Here is a 14,114-nt window from a genome sequence, read left to right as displayed (position 1 = left end):
TAGTAAGTTACAGGAGGACGATAGATGAACATTCGGCAACTAGCGCTGCAAAATATAAAAGGAAATTGGCGTAATTATAAAGTATTTTTCTTAAGTAGTTGTTTTGCGATATTTGCGTCTTTTGCATACATGTCCGTCATTGTACATCCGTATATGCAAGAGACGATGTGGTATCAAAACGTACGCTGGGGACTGATCATATGTAATGTTATTATCATTTCTTTTTTCGTCATATTTATTTTGTATTCTACTTCTATTTTCATAGAGGCACGTAAGAAAGAATTAGGATTATATATGTTAATGGGAGCAACGAAATCTAACGTAATTGGCGTAATTATGACCGAGCAAATGTTGATCGGGGTATTTGCTAATATTTTTGGTATTGGGCTTGGCATGATTTTTTTAAAGCTCTTCTTTATGGTGTTTAGTATGTTACTGGGGCTTCCGAAAGAACTCCCTGTCATATTTGACTTGAGAGCAATTGGGGGAACATTTATTGCGTATATGGTCGTATTTGTTGTCTTATCATTTATAAGTGCTTTACGTATATGGAATATAAAAATCATTCGGTTATTGAAAGAATTTCGAGCAGATAAAAAAGAGAAGAAAACATCAATGTGGCTTTGTATATTCGGATTTATTTGTTTAGGTATAGGATATGCGTTAGCGTTACAAGCGACCATACTAACGATAGCGGTCTATTTTTTCCCTGTGTCTATACTTGTCTCTTTCGGAACGTATTTTTCTTTTACACACGGCACTGCTCAAATATTAGAAATAATAAAACGAAATAAAAAGATTATGTATACATATCCGTATTTATTTATAGTGAATCAATTGTCACATCGAATGAAGGAAAATGGTCGCTTTTTCTTTATGCTTTCTATGGCAACGACATTTGTAGTTACAGCAACAGGTACGGTGTTCTTATATTTTTCTAGCATGCAAGATATGTGGCGAGATGGGGGCGCACACTCATTTTCATACATAGAAAAAGGTGTTTCTACCCATGAAGTCTTTGAGGAAGGTACGGTTGAACAATTACTGCATCAATATGGATATGATGATTTTCAATTTATGAGTTTTGTTGGAGTGTATGCATCTTTTCAGACCAATAAGGGAGAAACAGAAGTAGCGCCACTCATTAAAGAAAGTGAATACAATCAGGAGGCAAGAAAACAAAAACAGAAAACGTATCATCCTAAAAAAGGAACAGTCACACTTGTTTATTATAATAAATACAATCATCCGAATGTATATGATCAAAAAGAGATTCAACTACAAGTAATGAATCAAACTTATTCCTTCGTATTTAACGGTCAAAAGGAAGGGGTCCAATTTAACTATCATCCTTCGCACATTAACGGTCTGTTCTTCGTCATGAATGATAAAGACTTTGACAGTATAGCAAATCAGGTTCCTGATTCTGAAAAAATGATATATAGAGGCTATACATTACCAAGTATCGAAAATACGAAAGAATTAAATGAAGATTTACGGAAACATATGAAACAAGATAAAGATCATGCATTTCGAAGTAATATGGAATTTTATGTAACTATGAAAAAGGGCGGCGATATTACTCTATTTGTAGGCTCATTCATTAGTATATTATTTTTCCTTACATCGTGTAGTATCGTATACTTTAAATGGTTTCATAATATTGCATCGGATCGAAAGCAGTACGGGGCGCTTTCTAAGCTTGGAATGACGAAAGAAGAAGTGTGGAAGATTTCTCGCTGGCAATTATGTATGCTATTTTTTGCGCCAATTATAGTAGGAAGTATGCATAGTGCGGTTGCGTTATATACATTTCATAATACAATCTTTATGGATGGTTCATTACGAAAAGTAGGCTTGTTTATTCTATTTTATATTGTTGCATGCATCGTTTATTTCTTTTTTGCTCAAAGAGAATATAGGAAACATTTAGACTAGCAAATGCTAGTCTTTTTTTAATATTCGAAATTTACATAGAAGAATATAAAAAAGTATGGTATAACAGTAAGAAAACGAAAAAGAGGGGAAAAGACGATGATTCGAGTAGGATATTTAGGACCAGAAGCAACATTTACAAATATGGCGGTGAGTCGTTTTTTTCCGGAAGCAGAGCATGTACCGTATCGAACGATTCCAGACTGTATGGATGCAACTGCAAATGGAAATGTAGATTATGCAGTGGTACCACTAGAAAACGCTATAGAAGGTTCAGTGAATATAACAGTTGATTATCTCGTGCATGAGCAACCACTTTCTATTGTAGGAGAAATTACAGTGCCCATTCAGCAACATTTACTTGTACATCCGCAGTATGCAGAAGTGTGGGAAGAAGTATATGCAGTGCATTCTCATCCACACGCTATTGCACAATGTCATAAGTTTTTAAATGAAGAATTAAAAGGGATAACTGCTCGAGATATGACATCAACAAGTGCTGCTGCGCAATATGTGAAAGAACATCCTGAAGAAAAAATTGCTGCCATTGCAAATGAAGCAGCTGCAGAGAAATACGGATTAACGATTGTAAGGCGAAGCATTCATACACATAAAAATAATCATACACGTTTCCTAGTACTCCATAAGAAAAAGAAAGTAATACTCTCAAATAATGGAGAAAACCGCGGAGAGAAAACGACGCTTATGATAACGTTACCTGCTGATTATGCAGGGGCACTATATCAAGTGTTATCAGCTTTCGCATGGAGAAAATTAAACTTATCCAAAATCGAATCGCGCCCGATGAAAACAGGACTTGGAAATTACTTTTTCTTAATCGATGTCGATAAAGCATATGATGATGTATTATTGCCAGGCGTAACGATGGAACTTGAAGCACTCGGTTTTTCTGTTACGGTGCTGGGGAGTTATTCTTCTTATTGGTTATAAGGGGAGTTAGGTTATACCGTGTGATAGATCAATAAAATCCCACCTATAAATGGTGGGATTCTTTATTTTAACTTCGCAAGACGATCTTCTAACTGACCACGCCAAACATCAGCTAGTTCTGGAACAGCAAGAATCTTTTCGATGCCATCTCTATCTTTTCTATTATGAAAATAAATTTCGTTAGAGAACAAGACAGAAACATTGCTCGGTTGACGTTCTAGTAAAGTAATTTTAGAATCTTTACGTACAGTACCTTCTTGAAGAACGCGGCATAGATAGCCAGTAAATCCAGTTGCTACAATGCGCGGCAGTATGCCAGGAATACCGAGGCGTTTTGAAATCGTGCTACAAGGTACTCTTGCTTGTGTCACCTGAATGATTGCTTCACCTAATTTGTATGTATCTCCGATGCAAACATCACGCTCTAACATATTTGTTACGGTAATGTTTTCGCCAAATGCAGAAGCGGGGAGTGTTGTTTGGAATTCTTCTTCCCATAGTGCGTAATGCTCGTGTGGGTACACACAAACTGCACGATCAGGTCCCCCATGGTGTTTTAAATCCGCTACGTCATCACCAAGGAAGCCATCTTTTGAGAGAAAAGCTTCTTCCGTAGAATCTTTACATATACCTGTTATCATTTCTTTATCTTCGCCATATTTCATTTGTTTCGGTTTGCCAATGCTAAAGTGAACGAGTTCAATTCCCATCTTTGATCTCCTTTACAATTGATTACAATATTATATCATTAAAAAAGCACAGAGAATGATAAAAAACTCTGTGCTTTACATTAATAAACGAGAAATCCTGCTTTATCTAAAGCCTCGCAAGCAGCGTCTAATTTTTCTTTAGAATCCGCTTCAATTGTATGTAAGTGAATACCATCTGTTAGTTGCGATAGATAGGAAGCGTTTGTATTTTCGATTTTTTGTAAATATTGCTCTACATCAAAGCGATTACTTACCATGATGGATGCTGTTAAGTCACCGTATACAGGATGCTCAACTTTTACATCTTTAATTGTAACGCCGTGGTCAACAAGCATTGTAAGTTCTTGACGTACTTCTGCTGGCTTATGTTGGCATACAATTACGCGTTCGAAAGCTTGTTGTTTTTCTTGTGGTTTTAAATATAAATAGCCCTGAGCAGTCGCAATGATCGGTTCGTTTCGTGCTTTAAGCAAGGAAATATCTTGCACGATAACTTGTCTACTTACGTTTGTCTTTTTCGATAGCTCATTTCCGGATAACGGTTCATTTGCAGCGAGAAGCCACTGAAGGATAAGCTGTCGTCTTTCTTCACCTAAAATCTTTTTTTGTTCATTTTGTTTCATTATGATTTAACACCTCTATAAAATTGATTTCCAATTGTGTGTAGTGCATGAATAGTAGTATCAATTTGATCTTTCGTTGTTTGTTGTCCGAAAGAGAAGCGGACATATTGTTTTGCCTCTTCATACGTTTTTCCAATTGCAAGCATTGTTTTCGAAGGTTCTTGTTTACCAACTTGGCAAGCACTTCCGGTAGAAATGGCAATACCGCGGCGATTACATTCTAGCATTGTATATTGGCCTTCTATTCCTTTTATTGTAACCCCAATAATATGTGGTAAACAAGAAGTAGAATGACCTTCTACTTCAATTTTTAGCGGAAGTGTTCGTATTTGCTCTAAAAAGTAAGATCGTAACCCTTTAAAACGTAAACTTTCTTCTTGTTGATTTTTTAATATATTCTCAGCAGCTGTTAAAAAAGCTGCGATGCCAGGAACGTTCACTGTACCTGGACGAAAACCTCTTTCGTGAGAGATTCCCGGAAATATTTGTGCCCAGCGAACTTGCGGATTGATATAGCAAGCGCCAACACCCTTCGGTCCGTATATCTTATGTGCTGAAACAGAAAGACTATCAATCCCCATCTCAAAAACATGGATAGGAAGTTTACCAAAGGTTTGTACACAATCTGAATGAAATAAAACGTTATATTTTTTTAAAAGTGCCCCAATCTCTGCGATATTTTGAACGGTTCCGATTTCAGAGTTTCCGTGCTGTATACTTGCTAGAACAGTATCTTCTGTAATAGATGCTTCTAAATCTATTAAACGAATGAGTCCATTTTTATCAACAGGAATTTCAGTAATTGTATACCCTTTTGATTGTAAGGATTGAAAATAACTTCGAATGGATGCATGTTCCATAGGTGTCGTAATAATATGCTTCTTATTTTGGGCATTGAGAAGGGACTGAATCGCAAGGTAGTTCGATTCTGACCCACCGCTCGTGAAGAATATCCCTTGTTCCTTTCCGCCAATCATTTCGGCAAATGTTTTTCTACAAACTTGTAATAAAGAAGAGGCTGTTCCTCCAATATCGTGTAAACTTTGTTCATTTCCGAAGTATTGCGATGCTGCTTTCGTATATGTTTGTAATGCTTCCGCGCTCATAGGTGTAGTAGCTGCATAATCAAGATATATCATCATGTAAGTTCCTCTCTCTAGTAAGAGTTACATTTCTTTTATTTTTTTAAATGGTAGTGAAAATAAGAATTATAAAAAAACTCTTGTCATTATTTTAAAACTATGTAAATATAGGTGTCAAGACAGTTGAAAAGTGTAAAGTAGGAGGCAACAATTATGCCAAGTGCAGATGTCTTAATTATTGGAAGTGGCGTTGCGGCACTTCGTGTTGCAAAAGAGATTTGTCACGAAAAGAATGTGATTATTATCACAAAGAAAACGAATCGTAATAATAATACATATTTAGCGCAAGGTGGAATTGCCGCAGCCGTAGCTACATATGACAATCCAAATGATCATTTTGAAGATACGTTAGTAGCAGGATGTCATTATAACAATGAAGATGCGGTTCGTTATTTAGTTGAAGAAGGGCCGAAAGAAATGAATTATCTCATTGAAAATGGAATGAAATTTGATGGAGATGAAACGGGCCCTCACCTTGGAAAAGAAGGTGCACATCGGAAGCGGCGTATTTTACATGCAGGTGGCGATGCAACAGGAAAGAATTTATTAGAGCATTTCATTCAAGAAGTAGTTCCGCATGTTACGGTAGTGGAACAGGAAATGGTGCTTGATTTTATTATAGAAAACGAAAAATGTGCTGGAGTTTTAACGCGAGATAGTGAAGGGAAGTTGAAGCGTTATGATGCAGATTATACGGTGTTAGCCTCAGGCGGGATTGGTGGTTTGTATGCTTTTACTTCTAATGACAAAACAATTACGGGTGATGGACTTGCGATGGTGTACCGCGCGGGTGGGGAGCTTGTAGATTTAGAATTTGTACAATTCCATCCAACGATGTTATATGCGGGCGGGCGATGCTGCGGTCTCGTCTCTGAAGCAGTCCGCGGTGAAGGAGCTGTCCTTATAAACGGAAAAGGGCAGCGTTTTATGATGGATATACATCCAGATCATGATCTCGCACCGCGTGATGTAGTGGCAAGAGCGATTCATGAACAGCTTTTGTCGGGTGAAAAAGTATATTTGAATATCGAGTCTATTCAAAATTTCGAAGAACGTTTTCCAACTGTATCAGCATTGTGTAAAAAGAATGGTGTTGATATTACTAAAAAACGCATTCCAGTCGTACCCGGTGCTCATTTTCATATGGGTGGCGTGAAAACAAACATTGATGGGGAGACGTCTATTCCAAATTTATATGCAGTCGGTGAAGTAGCTTGTAATGGGGTTCATGGAGCAAATAGATTAGCGAGTAATTCATTATTAGAAGGTCTTGTGTTTGGAAAAAGAATAGGACAGCATCTTTTAACGAAAGCGACAAAAGACAGATTGAACAACTTTGCTGAGAAGGAAAAGAAGTTTATCGTTCTGAATCATTTGCCGACGAAAGAAGAAATACAAGAATGCATGATGAAATATGTTGGGATTGTGCGAACAGAGCAAAGTTTATCTTATGCAAAGAGATGGCTTAGTAAGTACGGTGTTCGAAATATGATATTACAACATGATGTTCTTACAAATGAAGAGATAACGCTTATGAATATGTTAACAGTTTGTGAGCTTATCGTCGTATCAGCTTTGCAAAGAGAAGAAAGCATTGGTGGCCATTATCGAAGTGATTACCCACATAGAAATAGCGTAAACAAAGAAATCGTTCGAGTGAAAAGAAAACTACAACTTGTGTAATGAGGGGAAGAGGGGCTTTATGAATACGATAAAGGTTAAAGAAGCATTAAATCGATTTTTTCTAGAAGATATAGGAGAAAGAGATGTAACATCTCAGCTTATTTTTCCAGATAATTTACTTTCAAAAGGAACGTTTCTTGCAAAGGATACAGGAGTCTTTGCGGGACGTTTAGTCATTGAAGAAGGGTTTAAATTAATTGATGAGAGAATTAAAGTGGAGCTTCATAAAAAAGATGGAGATCTTGTAGAAAAAGGCGAAATAATTGCAACTGTCCAAGGACCAATCGCATCGTTATTAACGGCAGAGCGCGTTATATTAAACGTTATCCAGCGTATGAGTGGGATAGCGACAATGACATACGAGGCTGTTCGTGCCTTAGATAGCAGCCATACACGCATTTGTGATACGCGAAAAACGATGCCAGGGCTACGTATGTTTGATAAGTATGCAGTTGTATGCGGAGGCGGATTTAATCACCGTTTCGGCTTATATGACGGTGTCATGATCAAAGACAATCATATTGCTTTTGCTGGTTCTATTACGAAAGCTGTTACATCGGTGAAAGAAAAATTAGGACATATGGTGAAAGTAGAAGTAGAAACAGAAACTGAGGAACAAGTGAGAGAGGCTGTAGCTGCTGGTGCGGATATTATTATGTTTGATAACCGTACGCCAGATGAGATTCGAGAGTTTTCAAAGATTGTACCAAGTGCCATTGTTACAGAAGCTTCAGGAGGTATTACCATTGAAGATTTATCGAAATACGGAAAAACAGGGGTAGATTATATTTCACTTGGAGCGTTAACACATTCAGTGAAAGCACTTGATATTAGTTTCAATATTGAGGCGTAAGGAAAGTGGCTTAGAGGGGGAGAAAGAAATATGAGTATTTTAGAAAAAGTACAACCGATTGAAACGATGTTACCAGAGCGTTATTACACGATGTCAACAGAAAATATGGAAAAGCGGGTTCGTGAAATTAAAGAAAAAATGGGGGAAAAACTATTTATTCCAGGACATCATTACCAAAAAGATGAAGTGGTACAATTTTCTGATGCAGCAGGAGATTCACTTCAGCTTGCGCAAGTTGCAGCGAGCAATAAAGAGGCGAAATATATTGTATTTTGCGGTGTACACTTTATGGCAGAAACAGCAGATATGTTAACGACAGATGATCAAATTGTTATTTTGCCAGATATGCGTGCAGGGTGTTCGATGGCAGATATGGCAGATATAGAACAAACAGAAAGAGCGTGGAAAGAGCTCACAAAATTATTTGGAGATACGATGATTCCGTTAACGTATGTGAACTCTACGGCTGCAATTAAAGCGTTTTGTGGTCGTAATGGCGGAGCAACAGTAACTTCTTCTAATGCAAAACAAATGGTATCATGGGCTTTTACGCAAAAAGAGCGTCTCGTTTTTTTACCGGATCAACATTTAGGAAGAAATACAGCGTACGATTTAGGTATCCCGTTAGATAAAATGGCAGTATGGGATCCACATACTGATTCATTAGAGTACGATGGAGATATAGAAGAAATTCAAGTGATTTTATGGAAAGGGCATTGTTCAGTTCATCAAAACTTTACAGTGAAAAACATTGAGAACGTACGGAAAAATCATCCGGACATGAATATTATTGTACATCCGGAATGTTGCTACGAAGTTGTAGCTGCTTCGGATTATGCAGGTTCAACGAAATACATTATTGATATGATTGAAGCGGCTCCATCCGGAAGTAAATGGGCGATTGGTACAGAAATGAATTTAGTGAACCGAATTATTCAACAACATCCAGATAAAGAAATTGTTTCACTTAACCCCTTTATGTGTCCGTGTTTAACGATGAACCGAATTGATTTACCGCACTTATTATGGGCACTTGAAACGATAGAAAAAGGAGAAGAAATTAACGTCATTAGCGTAGATAAACAAGTAACTGAAGAAGCGGTTCTTGCATTAAATCGTATGTTAGAGCGTGTGTAAAGCAGCGGATTCCCGTTGCTTTTTTTCGTACATATAATCATAACGAGAACAAAATGGGCATACATTGTTTTGAAGAAATCATTGCGATTATCTTATACTTATTCCGCTTCTAATGATATCGAAAATCGAAGAAGTGATACAAGTGAAAAGAGGTTAACGTTATTTAGAAAGGGTTACTTCATGAGATTTGTTACTTATAGATAAGTTATACAGGAGGGGGAAAATTTGAAAATTCATATCGTGCAAAAAGGGGATACCCTTTGGAAAATTGCGAAAAAGTACGGAGTGGATTTTGATACGTTGAAAAAAACAAATACACAACTTAGCAATCCAGATTTAATTATGCCAGGTATGAAAATTAAAGTACCATCAAACAGTGTACACGTAAAACAGCATGCTGGAGCAGGTTCAGCACCTCCAAAACAATATGTAAAAGAAGTGCAACAAAAAGAATTTGCAGCAACGCCAACGCCGCTTGGAATAGAAGACGAGGAAGAAGTTACGTATCAATCAGCACCAATTACACAAGAGCCTGCCATGCAACAAACACAAAAAGAAGTGCAAGTAAAACCACAGAAGGAAATGCAAGTGAAACCACAAAAAGAAGTACAGGTAAAACCACAGAAGGAAATACAAGTGAAGCCACAAAAGGAAGTACAGGTGAAACCGCAAAAAGAGGTGCAAAAAGAACAGCCAATTCAAAAAGAAAAACCAGTTGAAAAACCGTCAGTGATTCAAAAACCACCTGTTATAGAAAAACAAAAACCAGCGGAAAAAGAAAATACGAAGTTTTCGGTAAATGTGTTACCGCAGCCGCCGCAACCACCAATAAAAACGAAAAAAGAATATAAAATTTCAGATGTAATTAAAAAAGGAAGCGAGTTAATTGCTCCTCAAATTACTAAAATGAAACCTAATAACATCATTTCTCCGCAAACGAAAAAAGACAATATAATATCACCGCAAGTAAAGAAAGAAAATGTAGGGAATATCGTATCACCACAAGTGAAGAAAGAAAACGTAGGGAATATCGTATCACCACAAGTGAAGAAAGAAAACGTAGGAAATATAGTATCACCGCAAGTAAAGAAAGAAAACGTAGGAAATATAGTATCACCGCAAGTAAAGAAAGAAAACGTAGGAAATATAGTATCACCGCAAGTAAAAAAAGAAAACGTAGGAAACATAGTATCACCGCAAGTAAAGAAAGAAAATGTAGGAAACATAGTGTCGCCAAATGTATCGAAAGAAAATGTAGTGATTCCACAAGTAATACCACCAAATATTCAAGTGCCAAATATAATGCCAATTATGGATAACAATCAGCCACCAAACATCATGCCAATCATGGATAATAATCAGCCACCAAACATGATGCCGATCATGGATAACAATCAACCACCAAACATCATGCCAATCATGGATAACAATCAACCGCCAAATATAATGCCAATTATGGATAATAATCAAATGCCAAATATGATGCCGATAATGGATAACAACCAAATGCCGAATATGATGCCAATTATGGATAACAATCAAATGCCAAATATGATGCCAATCATGGATAACAATCAACCACCGAATATGATGCCATATCAAATGCCGTACCAACAGCCTATGATGCCGCCGAATCCGTATTATCAACAACAAAATCCATATCAAATGCCATATCAGCAAGGAGCACCGTTTGGACCGCAATATACGTCTATGCCAAATCCAAATATGATGCCGATAGATAATAATATGCCGCCGCTCGTGCAAGGAGAGGAAGATTGTGGATGCGGAGGAGAGAGTAGGCTATATAGTCCGCAACCTGGAGGGCCACAATACGCGAATCCTTTATATTATCAACCAACTCAATCCGCATATGCACCACAGCCAGGAACGATGTATTATCAACCAGATCCACCAAATGTATTTGGGGAGCCAGTTTCAGAAGAAGAGGATGAAGAAGAAGTTTAAAAAAGGTGGGATGATTCCCACCTTTTTTGTATGTAGATTCGTTCTGGAAACGGAAGATTTACACCAAATGTTAGAAAATCCCCAGTGAAATATTAACAGTGTAAAAACCTTCTCTGTTACTCATCATAAGAGGGAGCTTTTCAGAAGAGAAGTTCATTCTAACAGAGGGGGTTTTTGTATTGAATACGAAAGTAAAAGTGATTGCTGCTTCTTTGTTAGTTACTAGTGCATTAGCTGCATGTGGTACACCAAAAAACAATGCAATGGATGGACGTAACTACAATTACGAGCGTACATCTTATAATGATACACACCAGTATCGTGATAATGTGACGCGTAACGATCGTTATACAGACTATGTAACATATAGAAATGGTCGTAACGATACAGGATATAACTATTACCGTGATGTAAATTACAACGGTCAAATTGCTAATCCGCATCCAACACGTAATATTACAATGAACAATTCATACATTAACAATGATGGTAAAACTGCAGAAAGAATTACAAATCGTGTGAAACGTATGAATAACGTAGACCGCGTATCTACAGTTGTATATGGAAACGATGTGGCGATTGCGGTAAAACCACGTAACACAGTAACAAATGAAACGGCAATGGCGAACGAAATTCGTCAAGCTGTTGCAAATGAAGTTGGAAACAGAAACGTATATGTTTCTGTAAGAAATGACATGTTTACTCGTGTCGATGCAATGAGTACACGCTTGCGTAACGGTACAGTTACAAACGATTTTAATCGTGACATAGTGAATATGTTCCGAGATATTCGTTACGGTTTAACTGGTACAGTGCGATAGCAAAATAAAAGAGGAAGGATAGCCCTTCCTCTTTATTCATCGTTGTCTTGTAAACGACGCTTTTTTATAAAATAACTAACGGAGTAAGAGACTAAAAAGCATATGAAGAGAATGCTACCTGTTAAAATAGCTTCAAAGAGAGGTCTTTCTGGACTGAAAATAATATAAATAATAGCCATAATAATTCCAACGATAAGGGAGCGAAAGACAAGTTTATAGTAAGGAATTAATTGGATGTCCTTTTTGCTTTCTTCTACATCAATTGAAACGCTTAACTGTAAATAACTAAGCACAATACTCGTAAGAATAAATAATAGCCATAATGGAGATTTCGTAATTTGATCTAGTCCTTCAGTGAATCCGATATAGCCTAAAATTCCAATTATACCAAGTGATTGAAAAAGAAAGGCAATACGTATATTTTTTAATGTTTGCAGAATGAGACGTTCATCTTTTATTTTTTTCACAATATCCATCTCCTGTTTATGATGATTTCGCTGTTACATTAATTGTAACATATATATTGCATTTATCAATTTATAATTTACATATAATTTGTTTGGATGAAAGAGGAAATAAAATATTTTTATAAACATGTTGCACTTATACTTTATTAATGTTATATTAGCAAAGCGATGAGCTAATTTACGTAAGACGAGAGATATGCTTAAGTGCTAAACACGCGAATGTGGTCGCCTGGTCTCTCGCCGTAAACGCATCAAGACGCCTGCTTTGCAGGCGTCTTTCATTTTGTATGAATGTAATGGGAAGAGTGGAGAAATCCAATCTTCCTTTTTTTATCGAAAAAGAGTCTGAAAATAAAGTTATTTACAACTGCGAATGAAAGAGTTACTATTTAATGGTAATATATTACATGTTTTTTATATATAAAAGGTTGGGATGAATAGGATATGGAGAATTTTGAATGTAGAAATACAGAAGTTGTATTAGAGAAATTTCAGGTCGTAACACCTATATTTCAGGCGTTGGGGGATGAGAATCGTCAGCAAATTATTATGCTATTGTTAGAAAACAAACAGATGAATGTAACGCAAATAACAGATAAAATGGGGATTTCTAGACCAGCTGTTTCACACCATTTAAAAATTTTAAAACAAGCAGAACTAATTGTAGCGGATCGACATGGAAAAGAAATTTTTTATTCTATAATAGCCGGAGAATTTTTAAAACAGGTGAAGGATTTACTTCAAGCAATAGAATCGAATTATTAATTTTTTTTAACTAATAAGTAAACAAGTTTAAACTTTTGAACTTGTTTACTTGAAAGGGGTAATAAAAATGAAAAAAATAAATCGTATGTATGTCATTATGTTACTTGTTCCTTTATTTTGGGGTGGCTCTTTTGCAACAGCAGAGCATGTTATTACTGAAATTCCACCGATTACAGCGGCAACAATTCGTTTTGGTTTAGCGGGTTGTATTTTAATAGGCATAGTTTTTATGAAATCTGAGTGGAATACAAGTTTGTTATTAAAGAATTGGAAAGGGCTGTTATTTGTATCATTAACAGGTATTTTTGGCTACAATGTTTTTTTCTTTATGGGACTTAACTATACTTCCACTTTGAATGGCTCGCTTATTATTGCTACAATGCCCGTTTTTGTAACCTTAGGAGCAATATTATTTTTTAAAGAGTCTTGGAGTATAAAAGTCGGAATAAGTTTAATGTTGTCTCTTATCGGTGTAATAGTTGTTATTACGAGCGGTTCAATAAATACACTTATGTCTTTGTCATTTAATAAGGGCGATCTTTTATTTATAGCTGCTTTAATCTGTGGGGTGTTATATAGCTTAACAGGAAAAAAAGTTATGAGTGGTGTCTCCCCTTTATTAACTACAATGAGTATGACGGTATTGGGTACTGGGTTTTTAGCAGGCCTTTCTCTATATGAAGATGGATGGGGAAAGGTTGGGACGTTTTCTTTACAGGGATGGATAGAAATGTTGTATATGGTCATATGCGGGACGTTAATTGGATATATCGTGTTTAATAAAGGAGTAGAAGAGTTAGGTGCAAGCAAAGCGAGTATGTATTTAAATCTAACTCCTATTGTAGCTACTTGTATATCAGTTGTCCTATATGGAGCAGCTGTTACGTGGCAACAGATAGTTGGAATGGCAATCGTATTAATTGGAGTCTATATAGCGACGGTACAATCCAATAAAGATATAAAAAAGCTTTCAAGTAATCAATATGTTTCGAAATAGGTAGAAATCATTGGACTCTATAAGTCTTAATGAGAGTAATCTATGAATTAGGGATAAAACCCCCA

At 36.4% G+C, this 14,114-nt stretch carries 12 protein-coding genes and 1 pseudogene; 9 read left to right on the top strand and 4 right to left on the bottom strand.

Going from position 1 to position 14,114, the window contains the following annotated elements:
- Positions 1–24 precede the first annotated feature (24 nt).
- Positions 25–1,938, top strand: a complete 1,914-nt coding sequence (locus tag NST14_RS22520; protein ID WP_061185544.1) for an ABC transporter permease — start codon at positions 25–27, stop codon at positions 1,936–1,938.
- A gap of 96 nt (positions 1,939–2,034) precedes the next feature.
- Entirely contained in the window at positions 2,035–2,886 is an 852-nt protein-coding gene (pheA, locus tag NST14_RS22515) for a prephenate dehydratase (RefSeq protein WP_229143030.1), read from the top strand.
- A 62-nt stretch (positions 2,887–2,948) separates the two neighbouring features.
- Here the strand turns inward: pheA and NST14_RS22510 are convergent, their stop codons facing one another.
- From NST14_RS22510 to NST14_RS22500, 3 genes are all read right to left on the bottom strand, one after another.
- On the bottom strand, positions 2,949–3,596 hold the full coding sequence (locus tag NST14_RS22510) for an MOSC domain-containing protein (RefSeq protein ID WP_000510674.1): 648 nt from the start codon (positions 3,594–3,596) through the stop codon (positions 2,949–2,951).
- Between the two features lie 80 nt (positions 3,597–3,676).
- The gene (locus tag NST14_RS22505; RefSeq protein ID WP_000812272.1) at positions 3,677–4,219 is read right to left on the bottom strand and encodes a transcription repressor NadR; all 543 of its coding nucleotides are present in this window, start codon (positions 4,217–4,219) and stop codon (positions 3,677–3,679) included.
- Positions 4,219–5,361 (bottom strand): IscS subfamily cysteine desulfurase, encoded by a 1,143-nt coding sequence (locus NST14_RS22500; protein ID WP_000973745.1) that lies wholly within the window; start codon positions 5,359–5,361, stop codon positions 4,219–4,221. The genes NST14_RS22505 and NST14_RS22500 overlap by 1 nt, the downstream gene beginning before the upstream one ends.
- A 153-nt stretch (positions 5,362–5,514) precedes the next feature.
- Between NST14_RS22500 and nadB the strand changes: the two genes are divergently transcribed.
- From nadB to NST14_RS22475, 5 genes and pseudogenes are all read left to right on the top strand, one after another.
- Positions 5,515–7,044: an L-aspartate oxidase gene (gene nadB, locus NST14_RS22495; protein WP_001138560.1), complete on the top strand. Its 1,530-nt coding sequence runs from the start codon at positions 5,515–5,517 to the stop codon at positions 7,042–7,044.
- Between the two features lie 19 nt (positions 7,045–7,063).
- A complete protein-coding gene (gene nadC / locus NST14_RS22490) occupies positions 7,064–7,897 on the top strand; it encodes a carboxylating nicotinate-nucleotide diphosphorylase (protein ID WP_001092219.1) in 834 nt (277 codons plus the stop codon).
- A 30-nt stretch (positions 7,898–7,927) separates the two neighbouring features.
- Positions 7,928–9,034, top strand: a complete 1,107-nt coding sequence (gene nadA, locus NST14_RS22485; protein WP_000025312.1) for a quinolinate synthase NadA — start codon at positions 7,928–7,930, stop codon at positions 9,032–9,034.
- Between the two features lie 225 nt (positions 9,035–9,259).
- Positions 9,260–9,416: pseudogene (gene safA / locus NST14_RS31030) on the top strand (SafA/ExsA family spore coat assembly protein); the annotation flags it as partial.
- A gap of 1,762 nt (positions 9,417–11,178) precedes the next feature.
- Positions 11,179–11,820 carry a YhcN/YlaJ family sporulation lipoprotein gene (locus tag NST14_RS22475; RefSeq protein WP_001093542.1) on the top strand — a complete coding sequence of 214 codons (642 nt, stop codon included), beginning with the start codon at positions 11,179–11,181 and terminating at the stop codon, positions 11,818–11,820.
- 32 nt (positions 11,821–11,852) lie between these two features.
- Here NST14_RS22475 and NST14_RS22470 read toward each other — a convergent pair whose 3' ends face one another.
- The gene (locus NST14_RS22470; RefSeq protein WP_000721229.1) at positions 11,853–12,287 is read right to left on the bottom strand and encodes a hypothetical protein; all 435 of its coding nucleotides are present in this window, start codon (positions 12,285–12,287) and stop codon (positions 11,853–11,855) included.
- A gap of 444 nt (positions 12,288–12,731) precedes the next feature.
- Here NST14_RS22470 and NST14_RS22465 point away from each other — a divergent pair, with 444 nt between their 5' ends.
- Both NST14_RS22465 and NST14_RS22460 read left to right on the top strand, forming a co-directional pair.
- Complete coding sequence (locus NST14_RS22465) at positions 12,732–13,052, top strand: ArsR/SmtB family transcription factor (protein WP_000426918.1); 321 nt, start codon at positions 12,732–12,734, stop codon at positions 13,050–13,052.
- A 67-nt stretch (positions 13,053–13,119) separates the two neighbouring features.
- Complete coding sequence (locus NST14_RS22460; protein ID WP_000723576.1) at positions 13,120–14,049, top strand: DMT family transporter; 930 nt, start codon at positions 13,120–13,122, stop codon at positions 14,047–14,049.
- Positions 14,050–14,114: the final 65 nt, after the last annotated feature.

Source organism: Bacillus sp. FSL W8-0519 (assembly GCF_038005585.1).
GTDB lineage: Bacteria > Bacillota > Bacilli > Bacillales > Bacillaceae_G > Bacillus_A > Bacillus_A paranthracis.
Note: the sequence above shows the minus strand (reverse complement) of the source record. Positions and strands in the feature narration are given on the sequence as shown.